Genomic DNA, 14739 nt, shown 5'->3' on the forward strand with positions numbered 1-14739 from the left:
CGCCGCGCGGGCGTCCGCGTCTACCGCACCGACTGCCCGGCGCGATAGACCGCCTCGGTGCGGGACGAGGCCCCGACCTTGCGCAGGATGCTCGACACGTGCACGCTCGCCGTCTTGGCGCTGATGAAGAGCCGCTCACCGATCTGCTTGTTGCTCAGTCCCTGCTCGATCAGAGCGAGCACCTGCTCTTCGCGCTCGGTGAGCGGTGCTCCGGGCCCGGAGAGACCGGCGGGCGCACGCGGGCCGCGCGGTGCCGTCAGAGCTGCGGCGGCCGTCGCGATGAGTCCGTAGCCGTGCGTTTCGGCGGCGGCGACCGCCTCGGCAGCGAGCCGCTCCGCCGAGCCGCGGTCCCCGGCGGCGAGCGCCGTGCGGGCCGCCCGGAAGAGCGAGAGCGGGCGTACATGCGCGGGCGCCAGGGGCGAGGAGGCGACCTCGACGGCCGCTCTCCAGGCGGCGACCGCGGGTGCGAAGACCGCCGAGACGTCGGTTGCTCCGCGGTCCGTAGAAGCGTCGGCGCCCGGATGGGCAGCCTCCCCGAGGCGCGCGAGCACAGCACGCGCGGTGGCGAGTTCGGCGGTGATCATCGCGGTCCAGACGGGAGCCGTCGGCCACGACCGCAGCCCGGCGGCCGCCGTCTCGAGCGCGACCGCGTCGGCGCGCAACCGGTCGCGGGTCTCGGCGCCGGGCGCGTCCGCCGCAGCACGGTCGGCGAGGGCACGGTCGGCGAGGGCGCGCGCCGCCGTGGCGAGGAGGGGCAGATCCTTCGCCGGGATGACGCGGTGACCGTCGGCGAGCACAATCGCGGCGTCGCGCCAGGCCTCGTCGACCTCACCGCGGGCGAGGGCGATCTCCGCCCCGATCTTCGCGAGGTCGAGCTGCGACTGCACCTCCAGGTCGCCCTGCAGTCGCAGCCCGCTGCGCCAGCGCCGGTAGAGCGCGTCGGCCGGTTCGACCTCTCCGCGCCAGAGCATCAGCGACAGCTTCATGTGCTGGAGGTGCGCGCGGAAGCTCGGCGGTGGGTCGAGGGCCAGCGCCGGGTCGACGAGGGCTTCGGCGCGCGCGAGGTCGCCCAGGGCGAGCAGCGGCTCGATCGTGTTGGAGGAGAGGATCACGCCCGACGTCCGCTCGACACCGCGCGCCCGGGCCCGCGCGGCGCCGGCCTCCGCGATCGCCACCGCCTCCGCGTAGCGGCCCAGCCCGTTGAGCGCGTCGGATGTGTTGACCGCGTGCCGCAACAGGGCGGCGGTGTCGTCGCCGGCGACCACCCGGGCACGTTCGAGCTCCGCGAGGCCCTCATCGATGCGGCCGGTGGCGACGAGCGCGCAGCCCCGGATGTTGTGGGCGACGGACAAGCGCAGATCGCCCGTGCCGCCGAGCTCGTCGATCGCGCGGGAGGCGGTCTCGACGGCCTCCTCGAAGCGGGCCGACAGCATCAGCCGTGCCGCCAGCTCGGCGAGCAGCTGCGGCCGCAGACCGTCGCCCGGAGCGGTCGAACCCGCCGGGAGCACGTCCAGCGCCTCCCGCAGCAGCTCGATGCCGCCCGGCCTGTTGAGGTTGGTGACGTACTGCGCCTTGTCGCGCAGCAGCCGGGCGTGCTGCACCGGGTCGAGCGTCTCCGCGTCGTCGAGGGCCGCCGTCACGAGAGCGAGGGCGCGCTCGCTGTCGCCCCCGTTGCGGAGGGCGGACGCGGTGCGCTTCAGGAGATCGACCCTGCTCATGCCGCCCAGCGCCTCGGCGTCCGGCACGCGCTCCCACAGTTCGAGGGCGCGGTCGCCCATCGCCGCAACGGTCGCATAGGCATACGACCGCCGGGCCTCCTCCATCGCCTCGACGGACGCGGTGAACGCGCGCCGGAGGTCGTGCGCAGCCATCCAGTGCGTCGACAGCTGGATGGCCGAGCGCTGCGGACCCGCGGCCTCCAGCGCCTCCGCGTACCGGGTGTGGAAGCGCGTGCGCTCCCCCGGCAGCAGATCGGCGTGGACGGCTTCGCGCACCAGGGCGTTGCGGAAGGTGTACTCGGTGTTGTCGGCCGCCAGCACGTTGGCGACGACCGCCTCCCGCGCGGCGTCGTCGAGCTGCTCCGGGGTGCCGTCGAACACCGCGGTGAGCAGATCGTGCTCGACGCACACCCCGCCGGCGGAGACGACGCGCAACAGGCGCTGCGCGGGCGCGCTCAGCCGTTCGTAGCGGGCGAGGAGGAGCTCCCGCAACGTCTCGGGGAGGTCGTCACCGGTCGCGAGGCCGTCGATGCCGGCGAGTTCCTCCACGAAGAACGGCACGCCCTCGCTCAAGCGGTTGACCTGGTCGACGGTCGCGGCGTCGGGCACGCAGCCGAGCAACAGCTCCAGCTGCGCGGCGACCTGATCGCGCGAGAGCCGGCCGAGCTCCCAACGGGTCACGCGCCGCGTGCGCTCGAGCTCCGCCAGATAGGCCCGCAGCGGGTGACCGCGGGACACCTCGTCGCTGCGGTAGCCGAGCAGCACCAGCACCCGCCCGCGCTCGCTCATCCGCACCACGAACCGGAGCAGTTCGAGGGTGGAGGTGTCGGCCCAGTGGATGTCGTCGACCGCGAGCACCAACGGCCGCGACACCGACAGATTCTCGAACAGCACCGTGATCAGCTCGTACAGCCGCTCCGCTCCCGTGCGGGGCGGCAGCGTGCCGTCGTCCGCGAGCTCGGGCAGCAGGGCGGAGAGCCCCGCCGATCCCGGCCCCGCGGCCGCCAGCACGGTGTCGACGCCGACCAGCTCGATCAGCCGGCGCAGCGCCGCGGCGAACGGCGCATACGGCGCGCCGTCGCTGCCCAGGTCGACGCAGCGGCCCAGGAGCACTGTGGCGGAGCCCTCCACCTCGTCGAGGAACTCGGTCAGCAGGCGCGTCTTGCCGATACCCGCCTCGCCACCGATCACGACGGCCCGGGTGCCGCCCGCGGCGACCGTCGCGAGCTCGTCGCGCAGCACCGCGAGATCGGACTCGCGCCCGATCATCGTGGGGCTCGACGCCGGTGATCGCATTCCCTCATGCTGGCACGCGCCACCGACATCCCGGCACCTCCCGCGACCTCCTCTGCGCAGGGCAGAACGACCGTCACCGCACGCTGCGCGCGAGGTCGCGCACGGGGCCGGCCGCCGGCTCGGCGACCGGCTCCGCGGCTCCCGCCGCCGATCCCGGAGCGGCCGACCGTCGCGCGCCGATTCGCGCCGACCGCACGGTGCGCCGAGCCAGGAGCGCCTCCCTCCACCGCACGACCACGACGCGCTCGCGCCGCTGCCGCAGGACCTCGCGCTCCGCCATCCGCCGGGCGTCGTCCGCCGCGTTCACCCGGGCGACCACATACTCCTCGAGCAGTCCCATCCGTCCATCCCTCTCACTCGTTCCGACCACCTCAGACTGCTCGCTAAGGCGGTGCCCGAGCATCGGGAAGATGCCCTATTCCGATCCGCTCAGACGACATCGGCGGGGCTTCCGCTGCACCGCGCCCGGGTGCAGGCTGGCCCCATGGCAACGATCAACGTCCTGCAACCGCCCTATCGCGTCGGCTACTTCGTCGGCAGCCTCTCCTCGCGATCGATCAACCGCCACCTCGCCCGCGCCCTGATCCGCCTGGCACCCGCCGAGCTGGAGTTCACCGAGATCGAGATCGGCGGCCTCCCGCTCTACAACAGGGACTTCGACGGCGACTTCCCCGCGGTCGCGCTGGAGTACAAGGCCTCCATCGCCGCACAGGATGCCCTCCTGTTCGTGACACCGGAGTACAACCGCTCCATCCCGGGAGCCCTCAAGAACGCGATCGACTGGGCGAGCCGCCCGCACGGCGAGAACGTGATCGCCCGCAAGGCGTCCGCCGTGATCGGCGCCTCCACCGGGGCCATCGGCACGGCGGTCGCGCAGCAGCAGCTGCGCAGCGTCCTCAGCTTCCTCCAGGCGCCCCAGATGAACGCTCCCGAGGCCTACCTGCAGCTCAAACCCGGCTTGATCGAGGAGGACGGCACGGTCACCGACGAGGGCACCGAGGCGTTCCTCCGCGGTTTCATGGTGTCGTTCTTCGAATACATCGAGCGCGTGCTCACGGTCGTGCCGACGCCCTCCTGACCGGAACCAGCCGTACGTCGGCCAGACGGCCGTCCGCGACGGATGCCGTCAGGAAGGTGCACGCGGGCTGGCGGCGGCGGTCCGTCGGCGACCCCGGGTTCAGCAGCCGCAGGCCGCCCGGCGACACCGTGTCCCAGGGGATGTGCGAGTGGCCGAAGACGAGCACGTCCGCATCCGGGTAGGCGCGGTCGGCGCGCTCCTCCCTGCCCTGTGCCGCTCCGGTCTCGTGCACGACCGCGAACCGCAGCCCGCCCAGGTCTGCGCGCGCGACCTCCGGCAGCCGCGCCCGCAACCCCGGACCGTCGTTGTTGCCCCACACGCCGATCAGACGGCGCGAGCGCGCTTCCAGCAGGTCGAGCGTCGCCTCGTCGACCCAGTCGCCCGCGTGCACGACGACGTCGGCGTCGTCGACCGCCTCGAGGACCTGGTCGGGCAGAGCCCGCGCGCGCTTCGGGAGGTGGGTGTCGGAGATCAGCAGCAGCTTCATCCCTGTGAACGCTAGAGGAGGCCGCCGCCCGGGGCTAGCGTCGGCCGCATGGAACTTCGCAACCTCGGAAACAGCGGCACGATGGTGTCGGAGCTCGCGCTCGGCACCATGACGTTCGGGGCGGAGGCGGATGAGCCGACCTCCCACGCCCTCCTCGACCACTTCCTGGAGGGCGGCGGCACCCTCGTCGACACCGCGGACGTCTACAGTTCGGGCGTCTCGGAATCGATCATCGGCCGCTGGCTCGCCCGCAACCACGGCCGCCGCGACGAGATCGTGCTCGCCACCAAAGGGCGGTTCCCGATGGGCGCCGGGCCGAACGACCTCGGCCTCTCGCGCACCCACCTGCGCCGCGCACTCGACGGCTCCCTCCGCCGCCTCGGCGTCGACCACATCGACCTCTACCAGCTGCACGCCTGGGACGGCCTCACCCCGCTCGAGGAGACCCTGCGCTTCCTCGACGACGCCGTCTCGGCCGGGAAGATCTCCTACTACGGCTTCTCGAACTACCTCGGCTGGCAGCTGACCAAGGCGGCGCGGATCGCCGCCGAGCACGGTTGGTCCCCGCCCGTCACGCTGCAGCCGCAGTACAACCTCCTCGTCCGCGGCATCGAGCACGAGATCGTGCCGGCCGCCCTCGACGCCGGACTCGGCCTCCTCCCGTGGTCGCCCCTCGCCGGCGGCTGGCTCAGCGGCAAGTACCGTCGCGACGAGAGCCCGACGGGCGCGACGCGGCTCGGCGAGAACCCGACCCGCGGGATGGAGGCCTGGGACGCCCGCAACGCCGACCCGCGCACCTGGGAGGTGGTCGATGCCCTCGCGGCCGTGGCCGACGAGCTCGGCGCGACCTCCGCGCAGGTCGCCCTCCGCTGGCTGGCCGACCGCCCGGGCGTCACGTCCGTCATCCTCGGCGCCCGCACCGTCGACCAGCTGGACGACACCCTCCGCACCGCCGACGTGCGCCTGCCCGACGACCTCCGCCGCCGCCTCGACGACGCGAGCGCCCCGCGCGCCGAGGTCTACCCGTACGGCGAGCAGGCGGTGGCGCAGCGGCACCGGAAGCGTGAGGGCGGGCGGTAGCACGCCACGCATCGCGCGACGTGGACCAAGAGTCGGGTTTCGCACGCCTTTACCGGACATTCGGTCCAAATCGCCGGGGGCGAGCAGGAATCGAGAAGCGTGCGGGAGCGGGATGCGGGAGGCTGGGTTCACCAGAACCCTCAGGAGGACACGCCATGAGCCCCGCCAAGGACGACACCGACGGCTTCACCGCCGAGGAGCGCGCCGCCATGAAGGAGCGCGCCCGGGAGATCACGACGAAGCGCGCGTCGAAGAAGCTCTCGAAGGAGGAGCGGGCCGCCGCCGACGCCGCCGAGGTCGAGGCGACGATCGCCGAGATGACCCCGGAGGAGCAGGCGATCGCCCGGCGGTTGCACGAACTGGTCGCCGAGCACGCGCCCGCCCTCGCGCCGAAGACCTGGTACGGGATGCCCGCCTACGCGAAGGAGGGGAAGAACATCGTGTTCTTCCAGCCGGCGACGAAGTTCGCGGCGCGCTACTCGACGATCGGCTTCAACGACCCGGCACAGCTCGACGAGGGCACCATGTGGGCGACGGCGTTCGCGGTCGTCGAGCTGACCCCCGCCGACGAGAAGATCATCGCCGCCCTCCTGGAGAAGGCGGCGGGCTGACCCTCAGTCCTGGGCCGGGACGATGAGGAGGCCGTCGACCAGCATCCCGCGCACCGCCGGGAGCAGGTCGGCCAGCAGTGCCCCCTCGTCCACCTCGAGCAACTGGGCGAGGGCGGCGACGATCGCCCCGACGCTCAGCTCGCCGTCGCTCGCGCCGACGAGGGCCGCGAGGCCGGTGTCCGCCGAGACCGTTCGGCCGAAGCCGCCGCCCTGGCGCAACAGGATCGCGGTCGGCGCGTCAGCACCGGGCCAGAGGTGCCGCTCCTCGGTCACGTCGCCGGCGACCGCGAGCCGGAGGGTGGCGAGCCCACCGTCGTCGAGGGCGACTTGCAGGTCATGGGCCGCCAGCGCCGCGTCCAGCGCGACGCCGAGTCCGGCCTCGTTCGCGCCCAGGGAGCCGTGGATGCGCTCGAAGCGACGCAGGGTCGGCGCGCCCTCGGAGCGGCGCAGCAGCAGGTAGCCGAAGCCGACCTGCCGCACGTCGCGGGCGTCGAAGTCGTCGAGCCAGGCGGCGAGCAGGCGGTCGAAGGCGTCGGTGCCCGGCTTGGTCCCGCCGTCCCGGATCCACGTCTCGGCGTAGCCCGGTGCGTCTTCGGTGTCCCGCTCGACGACCCACGCGTCGAGCGGGACGGCGGAGGCGTCGATCCAGCCGCGCACGCGCTCGAGCGCGTCGGCGTAGCCGTGGTACTCCCAGTTGCCGAGCAGTTGGGCGACACCACCCGGCTCGAGGTGCTCGCCGCAGCCGGCGACGAAGGCGGCGACGAGCGCGTCCCCCACCATCCCGCCGTCGCGGTACTCGTAGGCGGGCACGCCGTCGGTGCGCGGGGTGATGACGAACGGCGGGTTGGAGACGATGTGGTCGAAGCGCTCCCCGGCCACCGGCTCGAACATGCTCCCGAGCCGGAACTCGATGCCGTCCACATCGTTGAGGTCGGCGTTCAGGGCGGCCAGCTCGAGGGCGCGCTCGGAGATGTCGGTGGCCACGACGCGTTCGGCGTGCCGCCGCGCGTGCAGCGCCTGGATGCCGCAACCGGTGCCGAGGTCGAGGGCCGTGCGCGCCGGACGCTGGAGCATGAGCCCGCTGAGGGTCATCGAGGCCCCGCCGACGCCGAGCACGTGATCCTCCGGGAGCGCATGACCCAGCGCGAGCTCACCGAGGTCGGACACGATCCACCACTCCGCCGCGCCGAGCACGTCGACGAACGCGTACGGGCGCAGATCGACGGACGGGCTCGCCGTGCCGTCGGCCACGCGCAGGAGTCCGAGCTCCCGCGCGCCGTCGATCCCGAGGCTCGGGAGCGCGTTGTCCGCCGCGGCGACCGGCTGGGGGCGCCCCAGGACGAAGAGCGTCGCGAGCGTGCCCAGGGCGGAGGGCTCACGGCGGGCGAGCGCCCGCTCGGCCGGCACCCGCTGGCCGCGGTGCAACGCCTCGGCCGCCTCCTCGCCCCACAGCTCGGTGAGGGCGGCGACGGTGAAGCCGGCCGCGGTCAGGTCGGAACGGAGGGCCGCGACGGACGCGGCACGATCGGCGGGTGAGCTCACCGGACCATTCAAGCAGGAGCACAATGGGCGTGTGATCCGCAGGAGAGCGATCGTGACAGGGACGGTGCAGGGCGTCGGCTTCCGCTGGGCGGCGCGCGAACAGGCGCAGACGCTCGGCGTCGCCGGCTGGGCGCGCAACCGGGCCGATGGCAGTGTCGAGGTGGAGGTCGAAGGCGAGGACGAGCGCGTCGACCGCATGCTCGCGTGGCTGCGGCAGGGGCCTCCCGGCTCCGACGTGCGGGCCGTGGACGTCTCGGAGGCGGCGACGGACGGCGACGACGGCTTCCGCATCCGGCAGACCGTCTGACCAGCCCCGCACGGCCGCGACGCGCTCGCGCGACCGCTACCGTTCGGGACGTCCGCGGCGCGGCGCCGCCCCGCACTCGTCCCGAAACACCGCGCTCGTCCCGAACCGCAGCGGTCGTTCGCGGCGGAGCGGTGGACAATGTATGGATGACCCGTGCGACCCTCATGACCGTGACCGCGCCGACCCGTCCCGCCTCGGCGGACGAGCACGGGGTCGACCCCGCCGCCGGCGACCCCGGCTACGCCCTGGCCGACTTCGGCGCACCGCAGGTCCGCATCACCGACCTCGGCATCACGCGCGGCGATGGGGTGTTCGAGACGATCGCCGTGATCGACGGGCACCCGCAGGCGCTCGAACCGCACCTCGGACGGCTGGCCCACTCGGCGGCGCTCCTCGACCTTCCCGAGCCGGATGCGACGGTGTGGCGCGAGGCCGTGCTCGCCGGAGTCGCGGACTACCGGTCGCGCAACGGCGGCGACGGCGAGCTGTACGCCAAGCTCATCCTCACCCGCGGCGTGGAGGGCGAAGGCCGGCCCAGCGGCTGGGTGTTCGTCGACGAGGGCGAGGACTTCTCCCGCCAGCGCCGGGGCATCCGCGTTGTGACGCTCGACCGCGGCTGGCCGCACGACGTCGCCGAGACCTCGCCGTGGCTGCTCGCCGGCGCCAAGACCCTGTCGTACGCGATCAACCGAGCGGCTGGCCGAGAGGCGGCACGTCGCGGCGCGGACGACGTGATCTTCCTCAGTTCCGACGGCTACGCGCTCGAAGGGCCCACGTCGAACGTCGTCCTGCTCGCCGACGGCATCGTCCGCACCCCGCAGACCGACCAGGGCATCCTCGCCGGTACCACGCAGGCCGCCGTGTTCGCGTTCTTCGAGGACCGCGGGTACCCGACCGAGTACCGCCGCATCACCGCCGACGAGCTGCGCTCCGCCGACGCGCTCTGGCTCGTCTCCAGCGTGCGCCAGGCCGCGCCGATCACCGCGCTCGACGACCGCGAGTACCCCGTCGACGCCGCGCTCGCCGCGGACCTGAACGCGTACCTCCTGTCGCGGACGGATTGAGGCCGCACCCACCGCGAGGGCTCCCCCGCTCGCGCGGTAGACCCCTCGTTACTCCCCGATTCGCGACGGTCGGCGCTGCCGTCTAGGCTGAACGCACCGTACCGGCGACGAGGCCGGTTCCACCGTCAGCGGAGGGAGGTCGTCCATGACCGAATACGTTCCCCGAAGTATCGAAGTGCTGCGCCAGCAGGCGCAGGACGAGCTCTCCGCGATCATCGAGCACCGCTGCCGGGCGGGCGAGGATCCCTGGCAGTTCATCCCCGACCTCCCGAGCGTCGATGAACAGGTCGTCATCTCTCTCCGGGCCGGTGCCATCGAAGCGTTCGATCTCGGCGAGCAGCAGTCGCGGGCGCATCATCCCGCCGCCGGTCGCGACGTGTTCACGCGCTTCGAGTACACCGTGCTCCGCCGCATCGCCCTGGAGCATCCCGAGCTGAGCGAAGCCGTCTGGGGCATGCTCGACAAGCTCGAGCGCGCATAGCGCCCCGCCGGCGTTTCCGGAGACGTCGCGCGACACGCCGCTGCGCTCGCCGTTGCTCCGGAGTTCGGGCGCCCGTGCAGAGAGACCTCCGGAATCGCCGCACGGTGGCGGGAGCCCGCAGGGCTCAGACGGCGAGCGCAGCCGGGTCGGTGACCGGGAGCCTGCAGACGAAGTCGTGGCAGAGGTACGCGGTGGGCAGGCCGCCGTGGGCGGTTCGGGCGGCGAAGAGCTCGAAGCCGTCGTCGGCGAAGGCCTCGGCCGCGGACTCGCCGACGATCGCGACCACCGGTGCCGGATGCGTCCGCACCGCGCGCAGCAGCCCGGCCGGGTCGGCCGGTCCGGAGGGGTGCGCGGTCGGGTCGTCCCCCGCGGGCAGCACCACGACGAGCTGGATCGCGTCGGCGGCCAGGCGCGACATCAGGCCGAGCGCGGCGCCGAACCCGCTCGGGGTGAGGACGGCCTGGCCCGCGACCAGCCGCATCCCCTCGCGTGCGGCGCGCTCGTAGCGGCGCTCGCCGGTGAGGAGGAAGAGCGTGTGCGCCGCGCCGGCGAGCGAGGACAGCCCGGACGGATACGCGCCCTCGGACGGATCCACCCGCACGGCGAGGCCGCTGGCAGCCAGCACCGGGTCTCCGCCGCCGGGTGCCTCGAACGGACAGGAGCCTCCCGCGGCCCCGCCGGCGTCGAGGCAGAGGTCGACGAGATCGCGCGCAGCATCCGCCCACGCCGGATCACCGGAGGCGAGGGACAGCTCGAGCAGCCCGTCCGCCAACGCCCCGTAGTCCTCCAGGGTGGCCTCCGCCGCCGAGATCCGCTCGCCGAGCGACACGCGCACCAGAGTGCCGTCGGCACGACGGTGACGCCCCAGCAGCAGCGAGGCAGCCTCCGTCGCGGCGACGATCCAGGCGGGACGGTTCAGGATGCGCGCCGCGCGGGCCAGCGCCCCGATGGCGAATCCGTTCCACCCGGTGAGCACCTTCGCGTCGACGGGCGGCGCCTCCAGCGAGCCCCGCTCCGCCGGGGACCGGCGGTAGTACTCGCCTTCGACACGGGCGCCGTCGATGGTGCTCTCCGAGTCCTGAGCAGACGCGAAACCGCCGCCCGGGCGGCGGAGCACTCCCAGCAGGAAGGCCGCGATCCCGTCGGCGGTGCGCTCCGCCCAGGGCTCGCCGGTCTGCAACCACGCGGTCGCGTAGGCGTCGAGCAGGAGGGCGTTGTCGTACAGCATCCGCTCGTAGTGGGGCTCGCCCCAGTCGCGACGCGTCGCGTACCGGAAGAAGCCGCCGTCGACCCGGTCGCGGAGCGGGGAGTCCGCCATCCTCTGCAGCGTGCGGTGAGCGAGCGGACGGCCCGCCGGCCGCTCGAGCAGGAAGCCGAGCACGGGCGCCACGGGGAACTTCGGCGCCGTGCCGAATCCGCCGTACCGGGCATCCTCCGCCTCGGTCAGCAGCGCGACGGCCGCGTCCAGCTCTCGGCCGTCCGGGAGATCATGGGCCGCGGTGGCCGCCGCCGAGGCCGCGGCGAGCGCGGCGACGACCCGGCCCGCGTCGGCCTCGACCTGGGCGCGACGCTGCTGCCACGCGTCCGCGACCGCGTCCAGCACCAGGCGGAACGAGGCCCGTCCGTCCACCGGGATCGGCGGGAAGTAGGTGCCGGCGAAGAACGCGCGGCCGGTCGGCGTCGCGAAGACGGTGAGCGGCCATCCGAGATTCTCCGTGAAGGCGCTCGCGGCGGAGAGGTAGGCGGCGTCGACCTCGGGATGCTCCTCCCGGTCGACCTTGATGGCGACGAACCGCGCGTTGAGCTCGGCGGCGAGCGCGGGGTCGGAGAAGCTCTCGCGTGCCATCACGTGGCACCAGTGGCAGGTGGCGTAGCCGATGGAGAGGAGCACCGGGACATCCCGCCGTCTCGCCTCCGCGAGGGCCTCCGGGCCCCACGGCCACCAGTCGACCGGATTGTCCGCGTGCGCACGCAGGTAGGGGCTGATCGCGTCCCGCAGTCGATTCGCCATGGCCACACCCTACGACCGGTGACCGCGGTCGGGGCGGCTGGTAGCGTTGTCGATATGGTTGCAAACGCAAATACTCCGACCCTGACCCTCAACAACGGAACCACCATCCCGCAGCTGGGCTTCGGCGTCTTCAAGGTCGACCCGGCCGAGACGACGCGGATCGTCACCGACGCGCTCGAGGTCGGCTACCGCCACATCGACACCGCCGCCATCTACGGCAACGAGAAGGGCGTGGGCGACGCTCTCGCCGCCTCCGGCATCGCCCGCGACGAGCTCTTCGTGACCACCAAGCTCTGGAACGACCGCCAGACCGACGCGCAGGCCGCCTTCGACGAGTCCCTCGAGAAGCTCGGGCTGGACTACGTCGACCTGTACCTCATCCACTGGCCCACCCCGGAGAAGGACACCTTCGTCGAGGCCTGGAAGTCGCTCGAGACCATCTACGCCTCCGGCCGCGCCAAGGCGATCGGCGTCTCGAACTTCCTCGTGCCGCACCTGGAGAAGCTGCTCGCGAACACGGACGTCGTGCCGGCCGTCAACCAGATCGAGCTGCACCCCGCCCACCAGCAGCCCGCCGTCACCGCCTTCTCGCGCGAGCACGGCATCGAGATCGAGGCGTGGGGCCCGCTCGGGCAGGGAAAGTACCCGCTCTTCGAGCTGCCCGAGGTCGCCGGCGCCGCCGAGGCCCACGGTAAGACGCCCGCGCAGGTCGTCATCCGCTGGCACCTGCAGACCGGCAACATCGTGTTCCCGAAGTCGAACCGCCGCGAGCGCATGGCCGAGAACTTCGACGTCTTCGATTTCAAGCTGACCGACGCCGAGGTGGCCGCCATCACCGGTCTCGAGCGGGAGGGCCGCGTGAGCGCGCACCCCAACGAGGTCAACTGACCGGATCCCGGGGCCACGGCGGATAGGCTCTCCCACGTGAAGCTGAGGATCACGACGGTGACGGGCAAGATCGCCTACGTCATCGGCGGCTACGGACTGCTGCTGGCGCTCAACGTGTTCGTGTTCCAGCAGCTCGTCGATCAGACGGTCGACGTGCTCATCGTGGCCGTGCTCAACCTCCTCTACGTGGCGTTCGGCGTCCGCACCTTCCGCGGCGCCGAGGAGAACCGCGAGGACCCGCGCGCCTGGTGGCGCGCGACCGCCAAGCCCGCCGCCGGTTTCTGGATCGGCGGCGGGCTGGCCGGGGCGGCCTTCGTCTCGGGCGTCGGGGCCCTGGCCAGCCGTCCGGAGAGCTCCTTCATCCCCACCGTCGCGTGCGTCTGCTACGCGGCGCTCGCGGCGTTCTACCTCCACTCGTCGGTGCGTCTGCGGACGATGGACACCGCGTCGTAGGGCGGGTCCAGCGGAGGAGATTCCGGCCGACGCGACGTGCCGTGCCGGGCAGCGGAGGAGTTCCCGGGCGAATGGGGCGAGATCTCCTCCGCTGCCGCCGACTCACACGGCGGCGCTCTCGAACCGCGCCACCAACTCGCGCTTCAGCACCTTGCCGCTCGGGCCGAGGGGCAGCGCCTCCAGGATCTCCACGCGGCGCGGGAACTTGTAGGCCGCCACGTGCTCCTGCGAGAAGGCGATCAGGTCGTCGCCGGTCGTCTCGGCGCCGGGCATCAGCGTCACCGCGGCCATGACCTCCTGGCCGTGCGTGTCGTGGGCGACGCCGAAGACGGCGACCAGTGCGACGGCCGGATGGGTCGAGAGGACCTCCTCCACCTCGCGCGGGTAGACGTTGTAGCCGTTGCGGACGATCATGTCCTTCTTGCGGTCGACGATGGTGATGTAGTCGTCCTCGCTCTTGGTGCCGAGGTCGCCGGTGCGGAACCAGCCGTCGACGACCGCCTCCGCGTCGGCCTGCGGGAGGTTGAGGTAGCCCTTCATGAGGTTGTGGCCGCGCACGACGATCTCGCCGAGCTCGCCGCGGGGCAGCAGCTCGATGCGGTCGTCGACCTCGGCGTCGGCGATGTCGACGTCGACGCCCCAGATCGGCGTACCGACGGTGCCGACGCGGGTCGGACGGCCGCGGTGGTTGAACGAGGCGACCGGGGAGGTCTCGGTCAGGCCGTACCCTTCGTGGACGTCGATGCCGTAGACCTCCTTCATCCGCTCGATGACCGCGACGGGGATGGCCGCGCCGCCGCTCATCCCGTACCGCAGCGGCGGTCGCTCCGGGTTGGACTTCGCGGCCTCCAGCAAGGCGATGTACATGGTCGGCACGCCGGTCATGATCGTGCAGGCGTGCTCGTTGAGCAGGTCGAGGGCGGTCGCAGGGTCGAACTTCGGCACGAGGACGACGGCGGCTCCGGCACGGAAGCCCAGGTTCATCACACAGGTCTGGCCGAAGGTGTGGAACAGCGGGAGGCAGCCCAGGATGCAGTCCGTCGGCAGCACGTCCAGCGCCTCCGCCAGGAGCACGTTCACCTGCTCGATGAGCGAGAAGTGGCAGCCCTCCGCCCCCTTCGGCTTGCCGGTCGTGCCGCTGGTGTAGAGGATGGTCGCCGTGTCGAACGGGTCGCGCGGGAGGTAGGTGTCGATCGGCTCCGCGGCCGCTGCCTCCGCCTCCAGCCGCGGGAACGGCAGCTGCTCGACGAGGTCGTCGGGCACCAGCACCGAGAGGGTCGGAACGCCCGCCAGCGCGGCGCCCTTCGCACCCTCAGCCAGCAGCGGCGCTGCGCAGATCAGCAGGGCGGCGCCCGAGTCGCGCAGCACATAGTCGATCTCCTCCGCCTTGAGGAGCGCGTGGACCGGGACCACGGATGCGCCCAGCGCGAGCACGCCGTAATAGGCGCGCGGGAAGTCGGGGACGTTCGGGATCATCAGCGCCACCCGATCCCCCGGGCCGATCCCGCGGGCGCGCAGCGCTCCCGCGTACCGCGTGGTCTGCTCCCAGAGATCGGCGTAGCGGATCTCCTGCCCCTGGAAGATCAGCGCGACATTGTCGGGCATGCGATGCGCCGTCTCGGCGAGGATGCTCGCGACGGACATGGTGGCGAAACCGTGGCTCATGGGGTCTCCTTCATCGACGTTGACAAGGGCCGGGTGAGGGCAACCTACAGCACCTACC

At 72.6% G+C, this 14739-nt stretch carries 14 protein-coding genes; 8 read left to right on the forward strand and 6 right to left on the reverse strand.

Annotated elements, in window-relative coordinates:
• Nucleotides 1-20 precede the first annotated feature (20 nt).
• Nucleotides 21-3014 (reverse strand): helix-turn-helix transcriptional regulator, encoded by a 2994-nt coding sequence (locus tag IT072_RS14485; protein ID WP_223357563.1) that lies wholly within the window; start codon nt 3012-3014, stop codon nt 21-23.
• Nucleotides 3015-3087: 73 nt separating this feature from the next.
• Entirely contained in the window at nt 3088-3354 is a 267-nt protein-coding gene (locus IT072_RS14490; RefSeq protein WP_223357564.1) for a hypothetical protein, read from the reverse strand.
• Between the two features lie 144 nt (nt 3355-3498).
• Between IT072_RS14490 and IT072_RS14495 the strand changes: the two genes are divergently transcribed.
• Nucleotides 3499-4092: an NADPH-dependent FMN reductase gene (locus IT072_RS14495; protein ID WP_223357565.1), complete on the forward strand. Its 594-nt coding sequence runs from the start codon at nt 3499-3501 to the stop codon at nt 4090-4092.
• Here the strand turns inward: IT072_RS14495 and IT072_RS14500 are convergent.
• Nucleotides 4067-4579 (reverse strand): metallophosphoesterase family protein, encoded by a 513-nt coding sequence (locus IT072_RS14500; protein ID WP_223357566.1) that lies wholly within the window; start codon nt 4577-4579, stop codon nt 4067-4069. The genes IT072_RS14495 and IT072_RS14500 overlap by 26 nt on opposite strands.
• Nucleotides 4580-4627: 48 nt before the next feature.
• Between IT072_RS14500 and IT072_RS14505 the strand changes: the two genes are divergently transcribed.
• Together IT072_RS14505 and IT072_RS14510 are read left to right on the forward strand one after the other, a co-directional pair.
• Nucleotides 4628-5659 (forward strand): aldo/keto reductase, encoded by a 1032-nt coding sequence (locus IT072_RS14505; RefSeq protein WP_223357567.1) that lies wholly within the window; start codon nt 4628-4630, stop codon nt 5657-5659.
• Between the two features lie 155 nt (nt 5660-5814).
• On the forward strand, nt 5815-6270 hold the full coding sequence (locus IT072_RS14510) for an iron chaperone (protein WP_223357568.1): 456 nt from the start codon (nt 5815-5817) through the stop codon (nt 6268-6270).
• Between the two features lie 3 nt (nt 6271-6273).
• Here IT072_RS14510 and IT072_RS14515 read toward each other — a convergent pair whose 3' ends face one another.
• Nucleotides 6274-7812: a DUF7059 domain-containing protein gene (locus tag IT072_RS14515; protein WP_223357569.1), complete on the reverse strand. Its 1539-nt coding sequence runs from the start codon at nt 7810-7812 to the stop codon at nt 6274-6276.
• Between the two features lie 31 nt (nt 7813-7843).
• Here IT072_RS14515 and IT072_RS14520 point away from each other — a divergent pair, with 31 nt between their 5' ends.
• From IT072_RS14520 to IT072_RS14530, 3 genes are all read left to right on the forward strand, one after another.
• Nucleotides 7844-8119 (forward strand): acylphosphatase, encoded by a 276-nt coding sequence (locus IT072_RS14520; protein WP_223357570.1) that lies wholly within the window; start codon nt 7844-7846, stop codon nt 8117-8119.
• A gap of 146 nt (nt 8120-8265) precedes the next feature.
• Nucleotides 8266-9183 (forward strand): aminodeoxychorismate lyase, encoded by a 918-nt coding sequence (locus IT072_RS14525; protein ID WP_223357571.1) that lies wholly within the window; start codon nt 8266-8268, stop codon nt 9181-9183.
• A gap of 145 nt (nt 9184-9328) precedes the next feature.
• Complete coding sequence (locus tag IT072_RS14530; protein WP_223357572.1) at nt 9329-9664, forward strand: hypothetical protein; 336 nt, start codon at nt 9329-9331, stop codon at nt 9662-9664.
• Between the two features lie 124 nt (nt 9665-9788).
• Here the strand turns inward: IT072_RS14530 and IT072_RS14535 are convergent, their stop codons facing one another.
• On the reverse strand, nt 9789-11675 hold the full coding sequence (locus IT072_RS14535; RefSeq protein ID WP_223357573.1) for a thioredoxin domain-containing protein: 1887 nt from the start codon (nt 11673-11675) through the stop codon (nt 9789-9791).
• A gap of 54 nt (nt 11676-11729) precedes the next feature.
• On the opposite strand from IT072_RS14535, the gene IT072_RS14540 reads away from it, so the two are divergent.
• Together IT072_RS14540 and IT072_RS14545 are read left to right on the forward strand one after the other, a co-directional pair.
• Entirely contained in the window at nt 11730-12563 is an 834-nt protein-coding gene (locus IT072_RS14540; protein ID WP_223357574.1) for an aldo/keto reductase, read from the forward strand.
• 36 nt (nt 12564-12599) lie between these two features.
• Nucleotides 12600-13016, forward strand: coding sequence for a hypothetical protein (locus IT072_RS14545; protein WP_223357575.1), 417 nt, complete (start codon nt 12600-12602; stop codon nt 13014-13016).
• A gap of 102 nt (nt 13017-13118) precedes the next feature.
• Here IT072_RS14545 and IT072_RS14550 read toward each other — a convergent pair whose 3' ends face one another.
• Complete coding sequence (locus IT072_RS14550) at nt 13119-14681, reverse strand: long-chain-fatty-acid--CoA ligase (RefSeq protein WP_223357576.1); 1563 nt, start codon at nt 14679-14681, stop codon at nt 13119-13121.
• Nucleotides 14682-14739: the final 58 nt, after the last annotated feature.

This window comes from Leifsonia sp. ZF2019, assembly GCF_019924635.1.
Classification (GTDB): domain Bacteria; phylum Actinomycetota; class Actinomycetes; order Actinomycetales; family Microbacteriaceae; genus Leifsonia.

Bases quoted from the DNA above. Each gene is read 5' to 3' on its own strand.
- IT072_RS14505 (WP_223357567.1), top strand. From the start codon at position 4,628: ATGGAACTTCGCAACCTCGGAAACAGCGGCACGATGGTGTCGGAGCTC.
- IT072_RS14530 (WP_223357572.1), top strand. From the start codon at position 9,329: ATGACCGAATACGTTCCCCGAAGTATCGAAGTGCTGCGCCAGCAGGCG.
- IT072_RS14525 (WP_223357571.1), top strand. From the start codon at position 8,266: ATGACCCGTGCGACCCTCATGACCGTGACCGCGCCGACCCGTCCCGCC.
- IT072_RS14540 (WP_223357574.1), top strand. From the start codon at position 11,730: ATGGTTGCAAACGCAAATACTCCGACCCTGACCCTCAACAACGGAACC.
- IT072_RS14495 (WP_223357565.1), top strand. From the start codon at position 3,499: ATGGCAACGATCAACGTCCTGCAACCGCCCTATCGCGTCGGCTACTTC.
- IT072_RS14550 (WP_223357576.1), bottom strand. From the start codon at position 14,681: ATGAGCCACGGTTTCGCCACCATGTCCGTCGCGAGCATCCTCGCCGAG.
- IT072_RS14490 (WP_223357564.1), bottom strand. From the start codon at position 3,354: ATGGGACTGCTCGAGGAGTATGTGGTCGCCCGGGTGAACGCGGCGGAC.
- IT072_RS14535 (WP_223357573.1), bottom strand. From the start codon at position 11,675: ATGGCGAATCGACTGCGGGACGCGATCAGCCCCTACCTGCGTGCGCAC.
- IT072_RS14485 (WP_223357563.1), bottom strand. From the start codon at position 3,014: ATGCGATCACCGGCGTCGAGCCCCACGATGATCGGGCGCGAGTCCGAT.
- IT072_RS14500 (WP_223357566.1), bottom strand. From the start codon at position 4,579: ATGAAGCTGCTGCTGATCTCCGACACCCACCTCCCGAAGCGCGCGCGG.
- IT072_RS14510 (WP_223357568.1), top strand. From the start codon at position 5,815: ATGAGCCCCGCCAAGGACGACACCGACGGCTTCACCGCCGAGGAGCGC.